This window comes from Rhodococcus sp. MT28, from assembly GCF_058792695.1.
The window spans coordinates 896,440-912,418 of record NZ_JBXAFD010000001.1; the positions used below are offsets into that span (position 1 = coordinate 896,440).

The 15,979-nt window shown below is 63.0% G+C and carries 15 protein-coding genes; 7 read left to right on the top strand and 8 right to left on the bottom strand.

What is annotated here, in order from left to right; translation table 11 throughout:
• Positions 1–16: 16 nt before the first annotated feature.
• The 5 genes from AC1Q6C_RS04315 to AC1Q6C_RS04335 form a co-directional block, all read right to left on the bottom strand.
• The gene (locus tag AC1Q6C_RS04315; RefSeq protein WP_007731424.1) at positions 17–1,330 is read right to left on the bottom strand and encodes an MFS transporter; all 1,314 of its coding nucleotides are present in this window, start codon (positions 1,328–1,330) and stop codon (positions 17–19) included.
• Between the two features lie 76 nt (positions 1,331–1,406).
• The gene (locus tag AC1Q6C_RS04320; protein ID WP_003940616.1) at positions 1,407–2,864 is read right to left on the bottom strand and encodes an FAD-dependent oxidoreductase; all 1,458 of its coding nucleotides are present in this window, start codon (positions 2,862–2,864) and stop codon (positions 1,407–1,409) included.
• The gene (locus AC1Q6C_RS04325) at positions 2,861–3,643 is read right to left on the bottom strand and encodes an SDR family NAD(P)-dependent oxidoreductase (RefSeq protein WP_039973229.1); all 783 of its coding nucleotides are present in this window, start codon (positions 3,641–3,643) and stop codon (positions 2,861–2,863) included. Before AC1Q6C_RS04325 ends, AC1Q6C_RS04320 begins: the two co-directional genes overlap by 4 nt.
• Positions 3,636–4,472: an SDR family NAD(P)-dependent oxidoreductase gene (locus tag AC1Q6C_RS04330; protein WP_007731420.1), complete on the bottom strand. Its 837-nt coding sequence runs from the start codon at positions 4,470–4,472 to the stop codon at positions 3,636–3,638. Before AC1Q6C_RS04330 ends, AC1Q6C_RS04325 begins: the two co-directional genes overlap by 8 nt.
• 49 nt (positions 4,473–4,521) lie before the next feature.
• Positions 4,522–4,971, bottom strand: coding sequence for a nuclear transport factor 2 family protein (locus AC1Q6C_RS04335; RefSeq protein ID WP_228401302.1), 450 nt, complete (start codon positions 4,969–4,971; stop codon positions 4,522–4,524).
• A 138-nt stretch (positions 4,972–5,109) separates the two neighbouring features.
• On the opposite strand from AC1Q6C_RS04335, the gene AC1Q6C_RS04340 reads away from it, so the two are divergent.
• The 6 genes from AC1Q6C_RS04340 (at position 5,110) to AC1Q6C_RS04365 (ending at position 10,579) form a co-directional block, all read left to right on the top strand.
• Complete coding sequence (locus AC1Q6C_RS04340) at positions 5,110–5,832, top strand: IclR family transcriptional regulator (protein WP_003939719.1); 723 nt, start codon at positions 5,110–5,112, stop codon at positions 5,830–5,832.
• A 114-nt stretch (positions 5,833–5,946) separates the two neighbouring features.
• Complete coding sequence (locus AC1Q6C_RS04345; protein WP_007731415.1) at positions 5,947–6,912, top strand: pirin family protein; 966 nt, start codon at positions 5,947–5,949, stop codon at positions 6,910–6,912.
• Position 6,913: 1 nt separating this feature from the next.
• Positions 6,914–7,660 (top strand): pirin family protein, encoded by a 747-nt coding sequence (locus AC1Q6C_RS04350; RefSeq protein ID WP_003939960.1) that lies wholly within the window; start codon positions 6,914–6,916, stop codon positions 7,658–7,660.
• A 115-nt stretch (positions 7,661–7,775) separates the two neighbouring features.
• A complete protein-coding gene (locus AC1Q6C_RS04355; RefSeq protein ID WP_003940511.1) occupies positions 7,776–8,558 on the top strand; it encodes a pirin family protein in 783 nt (260 codons plus the stop codon).
• 44 nt (positions 8,559–8,602) lie between these two features.
• Positions 8,603–9,529: a PaaI family thioesterase gene (locus AC1Q6C_RS04360; protein ID WP_003940082.1), complete on the top strand. Its 927-nt coding sequence runs from the start codon at positions 8,603–8,605 to the stop codon at positions 9,527–9,529.
• Between the two features lie 66 nt (positions 9,530–9,595).
• Positions 9,596–10,579, top strand: coding sequence for a peptidase associated/transthyretin-like domain-containing protein (locus AC1Q6C_RS04365; RefSeq protein WP_228401303.1), 984 nt, complete (start codon positions 9,596–9,598; stop codon positions 10,577–10,579).
• Positions 10,580–10,592: 13 nt separating this feature from the next.
• Here AC1Q6C_RS04365 and AC1Q6C_RS04370 read toward each other — a convergent pair whose 3' ends face one another.
• Genes AC1Q6C_RS04370 through AC1Q6C_RS04380 form a run of 3 tightly spaced genes read right to left on the bottom strand, consistent with a single transcriptional unit; the run spans position 10,593 to position 13,871 of the window.
• Positions 10,593–12,953, bottom strand: a complete 2,361-nt coding sequence (locus AC1Q6C_RS04370; protein WP_007731409.1) for an ATP-binding cassette domain-containing protein — start codon at positions 12,951–12,953, stop codon at positions 10,593–10,595.
• Positions 12,954–13,005: 52 nt separating this feature from the next.
• The gene (locus AC1Q6C_RS04375) at positions 13,006–13,416 is read right to left on the bottom strand and encodes a VOC family protein (RefSeq protein ID WP_003940539.1); all 411 of its coding nucleotides are present in this window, start codon (positions 13,414–13,416) and stop codon (positions 13,006–13,008) included.
• A 5-nt stretch (positions 13,417–13,421) separates the two neighbouring features.
• A complete protein-coding gene (locus tag AC1Q6C_RS04380; RefSeq protein WP_030535180.1) occupies positions 13,422–13,871 on the bottom strand; it encodes a helix-turn-helix transcriptional regulator in 450 nt (149 codons plus the stop codon).
• A 112-nt stretch (positions 13,872–13,983) separates the two neighbouring features.
• Here AC1Q6C_RS04380 and AC1Q6C_RS04385 point away from each other — a divergent pair, with 112 nt between their 5' ends.
• Entirely contained in the window at positions 13,984–15,942 is a 1,959-nt protein-coding gene (locus AC1Q6C_RS04385) for a M13 family metallopeptidase (RefSeq protein WP_058037706.1), read from the top strand.
• Positions 15,943–15,979: the final 37 nt, after the last annotated feature.

Genomic DNA, 15,979 nt, shown 5'->3' on the forward strand with positions numbered 1-15,979 from the left:
CTGTTCTACCCGATGATCAATCAACCTGCAGTTCAACACCCTTGGTCTCCTTGATGAAGAAGACCGTGACGAGGGTGATCACCGCACAGAAGACGAAGTATCCAGCCGGAGCGAGAGAGTTACCGGTCAAGCTGATGAGATAGGTGGCGATGAAAGGCGCGGTGCCACCGAGGAACATGTTGGTGACGTTGTTACCCAATGCCAGACCGCTGTACCGCACAGATGCTTTCAGCATTTCGACATAGGTCACGTACGAAGCACCGTTGACAACGGAAACGCAGATGAAGAGCACTGACTGACCGACAACCGCCTGCCAGATGCCAGAACCGGCCATCATCATGAACATCGGGATTCCGAGAACCACTGCGGCGGCACTACCGGCGAACAGCACCGGCCGACGCCCGTACTTGTCTGCCATGTATCCCGAGATCGGCAACGTGATGACGCCGAGAACCAGTGCAAGAGAAGTGGAAAGGAAAGCAACGCGCGACGAATGACCGCCGGTGGTCTGCAGGTACGTCGCGGCATACACCGAGGCGATGTAGTAACCGCCGGTGATGAGTGCGCCCAGCAGGATGATCTTGACGACGCTGCCACCGGAGGTGCTGAGCAACTCACGGATGGGAAGCTTCTTGGTCTCACCCTTGTCCTGCAGTTCTTCGAACTGAGGAGTGTCTTCCATCTGGCTGCGGATCCAGATACCGATGCCACCGATCAGCAGGCTGAGCAGGAACGGGATACGCCAAGCCCATTCGAGGATCTGCTCTTGCGAGAACACCGACGTCAGGCCGAGGGCCATGAGCGAAGCTGCCAGCGAACCCAGGTAGGTGCCGGTATTGACCATCGAGGTCTGCGTCGCACGCCACCGTTTGGGAGCGGACTCGGAGACGAACGCGTTGGCGCCGCCGAGTTCACCGCCGGCCGCGAAGCCCTGCAGGCAACGAGCCAGAACCAGGATGGACGTCGCCCACACACCCAACGTGGCGTAAGTCGGCAGCAGGCCCATTCCGGCTGTCGCGAGAACCATCAGGAGGATGGTCCAGGACAGCGCGTTCTTGCGGCCGTACTTGTCGCCGATGTGGCCGAAGAAGATGCCGCCGGGCACGCGTAGGAAGAAGGCCACGGCGAATGCTGCAAAGGTACCGAGCAGCGCTGCGTTCGGGTCATGGGAAACGAAGAACAGCGCGGCGATCGTCGTGGCCATGTATCCGTAGATACCGAAGTCGTAGTACTCGACGACGGTACCGACGATGGCCGCGCGAATTACCTTCGTCGTCGACTGTCGTTCGGTTGCCACGCTGCTGCCCTCGGTGGATTCGGCTCTCGCCATGGTCTCATTCTCTGACATGTTGTTCCCTGCCTGGATTGGATACTGACTGGATTCGGTGCCGCGCAGACGTCGGACGTCAGGAGTGCGCGATGGAATGGACCGGTGCGCTCTCAGCGCTGGTCCTGGTGTAATTCGCCGCATTACGTCCCGCTACGCGGCCCATGGTCAAAGCGTTGGCAACCGCATTGCCGCCGCCCACGTATCTCAGTCCGAGGATTCCGGCGCCGGCCTCACCTGCGGCGTACAGACCCTCGATAGGTACTCCGGTGCTGCCGAGCACGGCCGCATCGGTGTTGATCTCCATTCCCGCATGCGTACAGACGAGCTCTGCCGGAAGGATTTTCGCGGCATAGAACGGAGCTGTCGCAATAGGATCCGGATTGCCGACGGCACCCTTGTTCCGCAACGTGCGATGGCGGAGGAAGTCGTCGTCGTGACCGCTGGGCAGTTGGTCGTTCCATCGACGCAGGGTTTGCGCCAACGTCGCAACCGGAACACCCGTAGCCACTGCGAGGTCTTCGATCGTGTCCGCACGAATCGTGCCACCGGCGGCAACTTCTTCCTCGATGCGTTCGGGATTCCAATCCGCATATCCTGGAGCCAGATTCACGCGAGCGTTCTCGTCGAAGATCATCCAACCGTATCCACCCTGATGGTCGATGATGCCGGTCGAGACCGCGTACGAGCTGTCCTCGTCCATGAAACGACGGCCGTCCTGGTTGACGTAGATCCGCGACTTCGGCGGAAAGCCGGCCTGCCAGTGGTGGAATCGCTGGAAGTAGACGGTGGGCAGCATCAGACCCCAGCCGTCGCCCGCCAGGGAAGCACCGAGGTCTTCGGCAAAACGAAGATGGTCTCCGCGGCTCCCCTCGGCTGCGACGACGAACAAGGCCTCTCCGGCCTTGTTCGCGTCCGGGAAGTGGCGTTCCACCAAACCCGGATCTTGCGCGAATCCACCGGAGGCAACAACGACGGCGCCCGCAGGCACCTCGATGTCGTCGGCGACAACGCCGACAACCCGACCGTCTTCCTCGATCAGCTTCTGCACCCGTGTTCCGAAGATGACCTCGATCCCGTGCTTACGACGAGCCTTGTCCAGCACCTGAATCAGTCCGTATCCCTGATCCTTGGGCACGTGGCCGCGCCAGACGTCCTCGACGCCGGCTTGGGCGAGTCCCGGCTGGTGAGCGTTACCTGAGATCGCCGCCGGAATCTCGACGCCGAGTCCGATGAGCCATTCCAGTGTCGGACCGGCGTTTTCGCAGAATGCACGAATCAATCCGGGTGAGAGCATCCACTGGTTGAGGTCCATGTAGTGCTGGAAGAACTTCTCTGCCGAGTCGTCGACTCCGAGGCCGGCCTGCACGCTCGTTCCGGCGGCCGTGAAGATGCCGGCCGACAGCGCGGTGGATCCACCGAGTTCGGTTTCGGATTCGAACAGCAGAACGGATGCGCCTTCTTCAGCTGCCGACACCGCAGCGGCGAGACCTGCTCCGCCGCCACCGATGACAACGACGTCCCAGTGCTCGGTCATGAAAGTTCTCCAGTCTCCGCGATGATGCGGTGGTAAAGACCGTTCGACACCAACCCGCCGTCGACAGTGAGTTCCGTACCGGTGGTGTAGGTCGAACTGTTCGAGAGCAGGAACAGCACTGCTTCGGTGATCTCGTCGAGAGTTCCCATGCGTCCGAAGGGAACCGACTTCAGTGACGCGGCGACGAAGTCGTTCGCGCCGCCGAGCAGCGCCGTACCGACCAGTCCCGGGTGCACCGAGTTGACGCGAATCCCCCACTGCGCGAAGTTACCTGCGGCCGACTTCGACAGACCGGTCAGACCCCACTTGCTCGACGAGTAAGCCGGAGAGAAGTATCCGATCTGACCGGCGATGGACGAGATGTTGACGATCGATCCGCCACCACTCTCGCGCATCAGCGGCGCCACCGCCTTCATACCGTAGAACGGGCCGAAGAGGTTGATCTTCATGGTCAGTTCCCAGATGTCGTTCGGGGTGTCCATGAATTCGAGCCGACGCGAGATGCCGGCGTTGTTGACCAGTCCGCCGAGTTCCCCACGGGTGGTGCGAATTTCGTCGACAACCCGGTCCCAGGCATCGACATCGGTGACGTCGAGAATATGAGCGGACGCCGATCCGCCTGCGGCGACGATGTCGTCGACCACGCCGGATGAATCCGAAACATCGGCAATGCAGACATGCGAACCGCGCGCGGCGAGAGTGCGCGCGTGATGCGCCCCCATCCCGGCAGCACCGCCGGTAACGAGAACGACGCCGGGATATGTCGTGGACTCAGACATGCCGCGAACCACCGTCCACCGCAATGCTGTGCCCGGTGACGTAACGCGCGCTGTCCGAGAGCAGGAACAGCAGCGGGCCGAAGACCTCTTCGGGCGAGCCCAGACGATGCAGTGGTACCGCGTCGAGTGCGTTCGCGAGCGCGATCGGATCTTCCTGGACCCACTTCGTCATCGCCGTGTCGATGTAGCCGGGTGCAATGGAGTTGACCCGAATACCCTTGTCGCCGAACTCCACTGCGAGAGACTCCGTGAGGTGCGCAACGGCAGCTTTCGACGTGCAGTATGCGCCTCTCCCCTTCCGCACACGCAGCGCAGACACCGAAGACATGTTGACGATGGCGCCGCCGGGACCGAGGTGACGTGCCGCCGCCTGAGCACCGTAGAGCACTCCCTCGACATTGACACTCAGCGTTGCGCCGATCTGCTCCGGGGTGATCTCCTCGGCCAGCGCAAACGGGAAGATACCCGCATTGTTGATCCAGAAATCAACCCGGCCGAACTCCTTCAACGCCAACTGCGCAAGCAATTCATGCTCGTCGGGCTTGGTGACGTCGACCCGAGCTCCGACGACGCGACCCGGCTTGTCCGCCAGTGCATTCGATTCGAGGTCCGTGTTGATTCGTGCGGCCGTGGCGAGCATCTGCTCTTCGTTGATGTCGGCGCCGACGACATGTACGCCGCGCGTTGCCAGTCCTTCGGCGAACGTCGCACCCATACCCTGAGCCGCGCCGGTCACCACTGCGACCTTGCCTGCCAACTCCGGGTACACCGCCGACATCTGCGTCACAACGGTACGGCCCGGGTTCGTCTGGTCAGAGCTTTCGGTCATGATGTACTTCTCCTACTGAATATTGTTGTGCAAGAAACATTTCGGTACTTCAAGCTTGTTCGGACGCTCGGGGCGCGTCGTCGCGGGAGACGGTGCGGCGGGCGATCTTCCACCCCTCACCGACCCGAACCACGTGATCTGTGACAGTTGTCAACCGCACCAGTCGCGAGTCTCCGCCGCGAGCGGTGGCAACGATCTGCAGGTACCCGTGCACTGTGAGAGCACTCTCGTCCACCGCCTCGACGACGAGATTGGTCAGAACGTGGCGATGCACCTCGTCGGCAGCTTCCGCCGCAGCGAAGAAGCGAGCAGCAAAAGCCGCAAGGTCGTCGAAACCGACCACAGGTTCCGGATAACTGGGGGAATGAAACTCACCGCCATCGGTGAATGTCTGCGCCCAATCCTGCTGGCGCCCAGAGTCTATGCAATGACTCTGGTGGCCGTACAGCTGGTGAATTGCGGCAACATCCTCCGTTGCCACGACGCTGTAGTTGCTCATGAAGGTTCTCTCCGAACACGCTGTGCTGCATCCACCCGAAGGTTGTGCAGCTCCGTAAAGTGTGCGATAATCGCACACACTGTGCGATATATTCAAAGCGTAGGTGGCATACCTCACAAACGTCAAGAAAGGGATTTGATGTCAGAGCTGAGCGAGGAACACCGACCGCGCAAAAGTGCAGTTCAAGTGGACTCCAGCATGTCGAAAACGCTGCACCACGGACTCGAGATCCTGGAACTCCTGACGTCCTATCCGCACGGCTTGTCGGTCACCGACATCGCCGACGGAGTGGGAGTCCACCGAACCGTCGCACATCGGTTGATCCGCACGCTCGAGGCTCATCACCTGTGCCGCAAGGACTCCTTCAAGCGCGTCACTCTCGGCGCCGGCCTGGTCACCCTCGCCGAACCGGTGGAACAGGATTTGCGCACTCTCGCTCGCCCGATACTTCAAGAACTTGCCGAGGCCACCGAGGCGACAGCGCACCTGGTGGTCCGCGAGAGCGATACCGAAGTGCGCGCGCTGATGGTGGTCGAACCGCGCAGCGCCAAGGTTCACGTCGCGTTTCATCCAGGGCAGGTCGATCCGATCGACCGCGGCTCCGCCGGGCTCTCCATCCTTGCCTCACTCCCGCCGACGAGCGGGGAACGAGAGGAAGTGACGGCGGCACGCGCACGCGGCTACGCAGTGACCGTCGGCGAGGTCATCCCGTCGGTCCTGGGAATCTCGGCGGTGATCCCCGGCCGACGCCGCGACGCCATCTCCAGCCTCGGAATTTCCGTCTTCGACTCCGAGGACCAAGCAGCGCTGGGCGCCGAGGTCATGGCAGCGGCAAAAACCCTCGGCAGCATGTTGCGCTGATCCGAACACCAGTCGAGCCCCGGGAATACCCGGGGCTCGACTTTGTTGACTCCGAATGAGATAGTTGAACAATCAACTACCTGACATCAGCTTCACGGATACAAGGAGTACGACATGCCTGCTGTGACAGTCGAGAACATCTTGGCCCTGCCCCGTCTCGACGAGCCGGCAGAGTCAGCAGTCGACCGCCCTGTCAAGAGCATCACCACCGCACCGGTCGGATACGAAGGTGAAGGCTTTCCCGTTCACCGCGCCTTCGCCGGCATCGACCTCTCCGCCCTCGATCCCTTCATCCACATGGACCAGATGGGCGAAGTCAACTACGCACCCGGAGAACCCAAGGGCACACCGTGGCACCCGCACCGCGGCTTCGAAACCGTGACCTACATGATCGACGGCATCATGGAGCACCAGGACTCCAATGGTGGCGGTGGCATTATCGGCGGCGGCGACACCCAGTGGATGACCGCGGGTGGCGGCATCCTCCACATCGAAACTCCGCCGGAGCACCTCGTCCTCAGCGGCGGCCTTTTCCACGGCGTCCAACTGTGGGTCAACCTGCCTCGCGACAACAAGATGGCATCTCCGCGGTACCAGGACATCACCGGTAACAAGGTGGCCCTGCTTTCCTCGCCGGACGGCGGAGCCTTGGTACGCGTCATCGCCGGAGACATCGCCGGCCACGCCGGACCTGGTTCGACGTACACACCGATCGCGCTCTCCCACACGACTGTGGCCCCGGGTGCGAGCCTGACGCTTCCGTGGAACCCCGAGTTCAACGCGATCGTCTACGTGCTCGCCGGCGAAGGCACGGTCGGGGCAGAGCGTCGGCCCATTCGTGTCGGACAGACAGCTGTCTTCGGACGCGGTGACTCCATCACCGTCGCCGCCTCCGATCGCCAGGATTCACGGACCGAATCTCTCGAGGTATTCATCCTCGGCGGCAAACCGATTCGTGAGCCCATCGCGATGGCCGGGCCGTTCGTCATGAACACCAAGTCCGAGGTCATGCAGGCCTTCGAGGACTTCCAGGCCGGACGCCTGGGATCCATCCCGGCGGCACACGAGACGCTGAGCTGACATGTCGTCGGTAGTCGTCCAGCGAGCTGACGAACGCGCGCATCTCAACTACGGCTGGCTCACGGCGCGTCACAGTTTCCCCTTCGCCGGAAACTTCGATCACGCCGCGTACGCGCATGGACTTCTGTTGGTGAACAACGACGACATCATCGAAGCCGACTACGGTTTCGACACTCATCAGCACCGCGACACCGAGATCGTGACGTGGGTGCTCAGCGGATCTCTGGTTCACCAGGATTCCGCTGGGCACTCCGGGGTCATCCATCGCGGACTCGCGCAGAGAATGAGCGCGGGTACCGGAATCCTGCACTCCGAGCGCAACGATCGCTTCCGGGCCGACGGCTCGCGTGTCACCGAGCCCGTTCACCTCGTCCAGATGTGGATACCCCCGGACGAATCCGGAGTGACTCCGAGCTATCAGGAACTCGACATCAACTCCGAACTCGACGGCGGTGGCCTGATCACCCTGGCGTCGGGGATGCCCGCGCATCGCGACCACAGCGCGATCAGCTTGCACAACAAACATGCGGCACTGCATGTTGCTCGCCTCGAGACCGGTGGGTCGGTATCTCTCCCGGATGCGCCGTACGTGCACGGCTTCATCGCCGGTGGCACTGTCGACGTCGAGGGAGTCGGATTGCTCGGTCCGGGAGATTCGTTGCGACTCAAGGATACTGGCGGTCAACGAGTCGAGGGAATCGGCGATGCGGAGATACTCGTGTGGGAGATGCACGCGTCGACGAACTGACGACACCACCGAGTACGCCCAATGTTCGGACTACACAGCAGGTTCGTCGTAGGGTGGATGCCGGTAGTGGCGGATCCCGATTGTGGTGGATCCCGGTGGTACAGAAGGAGGAGCCATGGCATCTGGTCGAGCACAGGCCCCACGGACGACACCGCACATCGATGTGCACCGCTCCGGCGATCGCTTGAAATCCCGCGTCTCCTGGCTGGATTCGAAACATTCGTTCTCGTTCGGACAGCACTACGATCCGGACAACACTCATCACGGATTGCTGCTCGTCAACAACGACGACACCGTACTGGCGGGAACCGGTTTCGACACCCATCCGCACAAGGACATGGAAATCGTGACCTGGGTGCTTCGCGGTTCGCTCGTGCACCAGGATTCCATCGGCCACACCGGCGTCATCTATCCGGGACTCGCCCAGCGCATGAGCGCCGGTACCGGAATCATGCACAGTGAGAAGAACGATTCGTGGCGTATCGGCGGCGAACAGCATTCCGACCCCGTGCATTTCATTCAGATGTGGGTGGTACCGGACGAAGGTGGACTGACCCCCGGTTACGAACAGCTCGAGATCGACGACGAACTGCTGCGCGGCGGTCTGATCCCGGTTGCCTCCGGGATGGAGCGCTACAAGGATCATTCGGCGATTCGCATCAACAACAAGAACGCCGCCATGCATGTCGCACGCATTCTGCCGGGCACCTCCGTGAATCTTCCGGGCGCACGGTTCCTGCACGTCTTCGTCGCGCAGGGCACTGCCGAGATGGAGGGCGTCGGCACACTGTACGAGGGCGATGCTGTCCGGTTGAGCGATTCGGGTGGCCAGCAGCTGACCTCCGACGCCGGGGCCGAAGTCCTCGTCTGGGAGATGCATTCACGTATCGGTGGTTGAGACCCGGTCTCGGCAGGACTCGGCGCGCTGGAGATACTCGACGGATGAGCATCGACAACTCCGCCGCGCCCGTCAAGAAGCTTGACCCACTCAACACATTGATGGGTGTGCGCGCCGTTTCGGTCGAGCCCGGGGACCTGGCCTTCGCGCAGGCCGTCGGCGAGCGATTCCACGATCACCGTGGCAAGACCGTGCTCGGTTCCATCGGAGTCATGATCGACGGTGCCATGGGTGGCGCGGTGTACTCGGGACTGACCTCGGGCCATCAGTCCGTGCTCGCGCAGGTCACGGTCAGTGCGGGCGCCGACATCCCCGACGTCGCGGACGTCGGTGCCACCGGAACACTCGTGCATCTCGACGACGGCGTCGGACTCGCATCCGGGCAACTTCGCGACGAGAACGGCACCCTTCTGGCAGTGATGGCCGGTCGCGCCATGGTGGTCTCGCGTCCCCCCGTCGTGGGAATCGACGACTACGTGGAGGGCGAGCCGCTGCCCGTCCCGACGCCGGAGAAGACAAGCGACCTGAGCGGGTTGTCCGGGTCCGACGTCGTCGAAGGAATCCGCGACGGCAAACTCGAACGCGGTCCACTCGCCGGTCTCCTCGATCTTGCTGTCGTCGACGTGACCCCGGGTTCCGTCGTCGGTGAGTTCGCACCCGTGGCCTGGATGGCCAACCCGTTGGGCGCCGTTCAGGGCGGTGTCCTCATCTCGGCAGTCGACGCCATCACTGGCCTGTCTGCCCAGACCCTGACCAGCGTCGACCAGGACTATCGCGTCCTCGACCACAAGATCGACTTCCTGCGCTCACCCGACATCGGCGGGCCGGTCTTGCGCGCCGAGGCCTCCGTGATTCGTGCCGGGCGCAGGCTCGCGCTGATCGAAACGCGCATCGTCGACGCCGGCGGACAGGTCTACGTACGGGCCACCTCGAGCATCCAGATGCTCTCCCAGCAAGTTCACAGCGGATAACCAGTTCCGCACCAGGTCGCCCGTCCACCATTGAGACAACAGCCCACACAATGGAGGTACAGCGGCGTGAACAAAGACATCGAAGCGAGCAGGCTGCGCGTGAGCCGTCGGCGGGCTCTCGCCCTCGGCGGAACCATCAGTCTCGGCGGGCTCATCGCAGCGTGCTCCGGCAACAGTGGCACCGCCACGACGACTTCGGCTGCGGCTGCGTCGACGACAAACACTTCCGGCACTTCCGCCGCGGCCACGTCCGGCGACGCTGTCACCGCACTTCTGGCCAAAGCACCGCAGTGTGTCATGAGCAAGGAAGAGACGCAGGGTCCCTACTGGTTCGACGTCGACTCCATTCGCGGCGACATCCGCGAGGACCGTCCGGGCACCACGCTGCAGGTTGCGATGCGCGTGCAGGACAACAGCCAGTGCAACGTCGACGGCAGCATCGGCGCGGTCAGTAACGCCGTCGTCGAGATCTGGCACTGCGACGCCGGCGGCGTGTACTCCGGCTTCGAATCCGGTTCGCTGAGCGCCAACGGCGGCGGCGGTGGCGGAACTCCCCCGGCCGGCGGGATGGGTGAACCTCCGTCAGGTGCACCCGGAGGCGGAATGGGCGAACCACCGTCAGGCGCCCCCGGCGGAATGGGCGGCGGCATGGGAGGGTCCGGTGAGACCTCCGACGGTTCGTACAGCGTCGGCGACACCGAAGCCACCACCACCGACGACGGTACCTATCTGCGCGGGGCGCAGACCACCGATGCAAACGGCATCGCACAGTTCACCACGATCTTCCCCGGCTGGTACATGGGCCGCACCACCCACATCCACGTCAAGGTTCACATCGACAAGAAGACGGTCCTCACGTCGCAGACCTTCTTCGACGAGACCCTTCTCGACGAGGTGTACTCGCAGTCCCCGTACAGCGAGCACACCGGTCGTGAGAACAACACGAACAACGCCAGTGACGGCATCTACGACGACACCGGCCTCATGACCGTCGAAAAGCAGTCGGACGGGTCCTACCTCGCCGTCATCAACCTGGGTATCGACGCCTGAGGTAGGAGCCCGGTCAGCTGCCGACGTATGCCGCGAGGTGCTTTCCGGTGAGGGTGGAGCCGTCGGCGACGAGCTCCTCGGGAGTGCCCTCGAAGACGATCCGACCGCCGTCGTGACCCGCACCAGGGCCGAGGTCGATGATCCAGTCTGCGTGTGCCATCACCGCTTGGTGGTGCTCGATCACGATGACTGACTTGCCGGAATCGACCAGTCGATCGAGCAGGCCGAGCAACTGCTCGACGTCGGCCAGGTGCAGTCCGGTGGTCGGCTCGTCGAGGACGTACACGCCGCCCTTCTCACCCAGGTGGGTTGCCAGCTTGATGCGCTGACGCTCACCGCCCGACAGCGTCGTCAACGGCTGGCCGATCGTGAGGTATCCGAGCCCCACGTCGACCAGTCGGACGAGGATCTTGTGCGCAGCGAGGGTCTTGGCCTCACCGTCGCCGAAGAACTCCTCGGCCTCGGCCACCGACATCGTGAGAACCTCGTTGATGTCCTTGCCACCGAATTTGTATTCGAGTACCTCGGCTTGGAAGCGCTTGCCCTCGCACTCCTCGCAGAGAGTGGCAACGCCGGCCATCATCGCCAGGTCGCTGTAGATGACGCCGTTGCCGTTGCACGTCGGGCAGGCGCCCTCGGAGTTGGCACTGAAGAGCGCCGGCTTCACGCCGTTGGCCTTGGCGAATGCCTTGCGAATCGGGTCGAGCAGCCCCGTGTACGTCGCCGGGTTGCTCCGACGCGAGCCGCGGATCGCGCTCTGATCGACCGACACCACGTCTTCGCGTTTCGCGAGCGAGCCGTGGATCAGCGAACTCTTGCCCGACCCGGCGACACCGGTGACCACGACCAGGACGCCGAGCGGTACGTCGACGTCGACGTCCTGCAGGTTGTGTGAGTTCGCTCCACGAATCTCGATTGCTCCGGTGGACTCCCGCACGGTCTCTTTGATTGCGGCCCGGTCGTCGAAGTGACGGCCGGTTACGGTGTCGCTGGCACGCAAACCGTCGACGGTGCCCTCGAAGCAGACGTTTCCGCCGGCGCTACCCGCACCCGGACCGAGGTCGACGATGTGATCGGCGATCACGATCGTCTCCGGCTTGTGCTCGACCACGAGCACGGTGTTGCCCTTGTCCCGCAGGCGCAGCAGTAGGTCGTTCATCCTCGCGATGTCGTGCGGATGCAGGCCGGTGGTGGGCTCGTCGAAAACATACGTGATGTCGGTGAGCGAGGAACCCAGGTGACGAATCATCTTGGTGCGCTGAGCTTCACCGCCGGAGAGGGTTCCCGACGGCCGATCGAGACTGAGGTAGCCGAGTCCGATCTCCACGAACGAGTCGAGCGTTTCACCGAGCGTCGTGAGCAACGGCGCGACCGACGGTTCCTTCAGTCCGCTGACCCATTCCGCGAGATCGCTGATCTGCATCGAGCAGGCGTCGGCGATGTTGACGCCCTTGATCTTCGACGACCGCGCCCCCTCGCTCAGTCGCGTCCCGTCGCATTCGGGGCAGGTGGTGAACGTGATCGCCCGCTCGACGAAAGCCCGGATGTGGGGCTGCATCGCGTCGACGTCCTTGGCCAGGAACGACTTCTGAATCTGCGGAATCAGACCCGTGTACGTCAGGTTGATGCCTTCGACCTTGATCTTGGTCGGCTCTTTGTAGAGCAGATCGTTCAGTTCCTTCTTGGTGTACTTCTTGATCGGCTTGTCGGGATCGAAGAAGCCGCAGCCGCGATAGATCCGGCCGTACCAACCCTCCATGCTGTAACCGGGCACCGTGATCGCACTCTCGTTGAGCGACTTGGTGTCGTCGTACAACGCGGTCAGATCGAAATCGTTGACCGCCCCTCGTCCCTCACACCGCGGACACATGCCGCCGGTGATCTTGAAGCTGCGACGCTCTTTCGTCTGACGTCCGCCGCGTTCCATCGTGACCGCGCCTGCTCCGGAGATCGAGGCCACGTTGAACGAAAACGCCTGGGGCGAACCGATGTGAGGCTTTCCGAGACGGCTGAACAGGATGCGGAGCATCGCGTTGGCGTCGGTGGCGGTTCCGACGGTCGAGCGCGGGTCGACTCCCATCCGCTGCTGATCGACGATGATCGCGGTGGTCAGGCCGTCGAGAACATCGACGTCCGGCCGCGCGAGCGTCGGCATGAATCCTTGAACGAAAGCGCTGTAGGTCTCGTTGATCATCCGCTGCGATTCCGCGGCGATCGTACTGAACACCAGCGAACTCTTCCCCGAACCGGAGACGCCGGTGAATACCGTCAGCCTCCGCTTCGGGATCTCGACACTGATGTCTTCGAGGTTGTTCACCCGCGCGCCTTGCACGCGGATCAAATCGTGGCTGTCTGCGGTGTGCAAGGCAGTCATCGTGTCTCCATCTGTCAGTCGATCGCCGACGGTCTCAGCGCAGTTGACGGGCTCAGCGCAGTTCTTGAATACGGATCAGGTTTCCCGCTGGGTCCCGGACGGCGCAATCGCGAACGCCGTACGGCTGCTCGGTCGGTTCCTGGACGACGTCGATGTCGCCGGCCTGAAGCCGCTCGAACGTGTCGTCCAGATCTTTGGTGGCCAGGAGAAGTCCGCCGTAGGTGCCCTTGGCCATCATCTCGATGATGGTGCGGCGCTCCTCGTCGGTGATTCCGGGATCGACGGCCGGCGGATGCAGCACGATGGAGGTGCCGGGCTGGCCGGGCGGCCCCACCGTGATCCAACGCATCCCGTCGTAGCCGACGTCGTTGCGAACCTCGAAGCCGAGCGTGTCGCGATAGAAGTTCAGGGCGGCTTCAGGGTCGTCCTGCGGAAGGAAACTCGAGTGAATGGTGATGTCCATGGCGATCACGTTAATTGCGGCTGCGCGGTCTGCGCTTCTCGATTCCTGATCGGTCTGGTGACTTGTTTGGACACGCAGGACGGCATTCCTGCCGTCGACTGCTCGGCCTCGCGCCGATAGACACTGGGCGGAACCCCCACCAATTCGGTGAACTTGCTGCTGAAAGTGCCGAGAGAGCTGCAACCGACCTCGAAGCAGACGTCCGTGACACTGAGGTCTCCGCGCCGCAGTAACGCCATCGCTCGCTCGATTCGCCTGGTCATCAGGTAGGCGTACGGCGGTTCTCCGTATGCCTGACGGAATTGGCGACTGAGATGCCCCGCAGACATGTTCACTCCCCGCGCGAGCGCCTCCACGTCCAGAGGCCGCGCGTACTCCCGGTCGATACGGTCTCGCACACGTCGTAGTCGCGCGAGGTCCTGCAGGTGCGGATCTGCGGCAGGTCTGCTGGTCACGTATTCGATCGTGCCATGCCATACCGACGTTGCCCAGCACAAGAGATGAACTCGGCGTGGAGCGATCGCGCACACACCGAGCAGTTCGTCATGATCGTGTAAGGATGGAGAAATGACCACGGCTCATCGCTCAGGCATCGACCTCACCCACCTCGACGGCGACACACGGGCGCAGGACGATCTGTTCGTCCACGTCAACGGAAAATGGCTCGCCGAATACGAGATTCCGGCAGACCGCGCAGTCGACGGGGCCTTCCGGACGCTCTACGACAAGGCCGAAGAAGACGTACAGACCATCATCACCGAAGCCGCGGAGTCCAACTCGGCCGCCGGTACCGATGCACAGCGCATCGGCGACCTGTACTCGAGCTTCATGGACGCCGACGCCGTGGAGGCCGCAGGCCTCGGCCCCATCGACGACGAGCTCGACGCCGTCGCCGATGCGCCGGACCGGTCGTCGCTGGCCACCGTGATCGGACGCCACCAGCGCGTCGGCGTCGGCGGTGCCATCTCGCATTACGTCGACACCGATGCCAAGAACTCCGAGCGGTACCTGATCCACTTCAGCCAGTCGGGAATCAGCCTCCCCGACGAGTCGTACTACCGCGAGGACAACTACGCGGAGATCCGCGAGAAGTACGTCGCGCACATCGACAAGATGTTCACCCTGGCCGGCGTCGGGTACGACGCCCAGCGTGTGTTCGAACTCGAGAAGAAGATCGCGGCCGGGCACTGGGACGTCGTCAAGCGTCGTGACGCAGATTTGAGTTACAACCTGGTGGGCTTCGAGGAACTGACCGAGCAGAACCCCGGTTTGGACTGGGCTGCGTGGCTGTCGGGTCTCGGCGCCGATTCGGAGAAGTTCGCCGAGATCGTGGTCCGCCAGCCCGATTTCCTGCACACCTTCACCGCACTCTGGGCGTCGGAGTCACTGGACGACTGGAAGGCATGGGCGGCGTGGAAGGTGCTTCATGCCCGCTCCCCTTATCTGCATTCGGCCCTGGTCGACGAGACTTTCGCTTTCTACGGCACCACACTGTCCGGGACCGAAGAGAACCGTGAGCGCTGGAAGCGCGGGGTAAGCCTGGTCCAGGATCTGCTCGGCGAGGCCGTCGGCAAGCTCTACGTCGATCGACACTTCCCCGCAGAGGCGAAGACCCGCATGCTGGAACTGGTCGCAAACCTGCAGGAGGCGTACCGCCGCAACATCTCCGACCTCGAGTGGATGAGCCCGCAGACTCGTGAGGCTGCATTGGCCAAGCTCGAGAAGTTCACCCCGAAGATCGGTTACCCCGACAAGTGGCGCGACTACGCCGGACTCGAGATCTCGGCAACCGACCTGGTGGGCAACTACCGTCGCGGATACGCCGCCGAGTACGACCGTGACCTGGCCAAGCTGGGCGGCCCCGTCGACCGTGACGAGTGGTTCATGACGCCGCAGACCGTCAACGCCTACTACAACCCGGGCATGAACGAAATCGTCTTCCCCGCAGCCATTCTCCAGCCGCCGTTCTTCGACGCGGCAGCCGACGACGCTGCCAACTACGGCGGCATCGGCGCCGTCATCGGCCACGAGATCGGTCACGGATTCGACGATCAGGGCGCCAAGTACGACGGCGACGGCAACATGGTCGACTGGTGGACCGACGAGGACCGCAGCGAATTCGGCAAGCGCACAAAGGCTCTCATCGAGCAGTACAACGAGTTCGAGCCCAAGGAACTGCCGGGCCACCACGTCAACGGCGAGTTCACGATCGGCGAGAACATCGGCGACCTCGGCGGGCTGTCGATCGCGATCGCGGCGTACAAGATCGCGACCGAAGGTACCGAACCTCCGGTCATCGACGGACTCACCGGCTTGCAGCGCGTGTTCTTCGGGTGGGCGCAGGTATGGCGCACGAAGGCCCGTGAGGCCGAAGCGCTTCGCCGTCTGGCCGTCGACCCGCACTCGCCGCCGGAGTTCCGGTGCAACGGCGTCGTCCGAAACCTCGACACGTTCCACGAGGAGTTCGACGTCAAGCCCGGTGACGCACTGTATTTGGAGCCGGAGAAGCGTGTGAAGATCTGGTAGCAGGGGCAAGCCCCTGTGTGCGCTTAGGGACCCCTGG

What these genes read in the sequence shown, in the direction of transcription:
- AC1Q6C_RS04335 (WP_228401302.1), bottom strand. Translation starts at nt 4,971, where the DNA reads ATGAGCAACTACAGCGTCGTGGCAACGGAGGATGTTGCCGCAATTCAC.
- AC1Q6C_RS04320 (WP_003940616.1), bottom strand. Translation starts at nt 2,864, where the DNA reads ATGACCGAGCACTGGGACGTCGTTGTCATCGGTGGCGGCGGAGCAGGT.
- AC1Q6C_RS04315 (WP_007731424.1), bottom strand. Translation starts at nt 1,330, where the DNA reads ATGGCGAGAGCCGAATCCACCGAGGGCAGCAGCGTGGCAACCGAACGA.
- AC1Q6C_RS04385 (WP_058037706.1), top strand. Translation starts at nt 13,984, where the DNA reads ATGACCACGGCTCATCGCTCAGGCATCGACCTCACCCACCTCGACGGC.
- AC1Q6C_RS04350 (WP_003939960.1), top strand. Translation starts at nt 6,914, where the DNA reads ATGTCGTCGGTAGTCGTCCAGCGAGCTGACGAACGCGCGCATCTCAAC.
- AC1Q6C_RS04355 (WP_003940511.1), top strand. Translation starts at nt 7,776, where the DNA reads ATGGCATCTGGTCGAGCACAGGCCCCACGGACGACACCGCACATCGAT.
- AC1Q6C_RS04360 (WP_003940082.1), top strand. Translation starts at nt 8,603, where the DNA reads ATGAGCATCGACAACTCCGCCGCGCCCGTCAAGAAGCTTGACCCACTC.
- AC1Q6C_RS04330 (WP_007731420.1), bottom strand. Translation starts at nt 4,472, where the DNA reads ATGACCGAAAGCTCTGACCAGACGAACCCGGGCCGTACCGTTGTGACG.
- AC1Q6C_RS04340 (WP_003939719.1), top strand. Translation starts at nt 5,110, where the DNA reads ATGTCAGAGCTGAGCGAGGAACACCGACCGCGCAAAAGTGCAGTTCAA.
- AC1Q6C_RS04370 (WP_007731409.1), bottom strand. Translation starts at nt 12,953, where the DNA reads ATGACTGCCTTGCACACCGCAGACAGCCACGATTTGATCCGCGTGCAA.
- AC1Q6C_RS04375 (WP_003940539.1), bottom strand. Translation starts at nt 13,416, where the DNA reads ATGGACATCACCATTCACTCGAGTTTCCTTCCGCAGGACGACCCTGAA.
- AC1Q6C_RS04325 (WP_039973229.1), bottom strand. Translation starts at nt 3,643, where the DNA reads ATGTCTGAGTCCACGACATATCCCGGCGTCGTTCTCGTTACCGGCGGT.
- AC1Q6C_RS04345 (WP_007731415.1), top strand. Translation starts at nt 5,947, where the DNA reads ATGCCTGCTGTGACAGTCGAGAACATCTTGGCCCTGCCCCGTCTCGAC.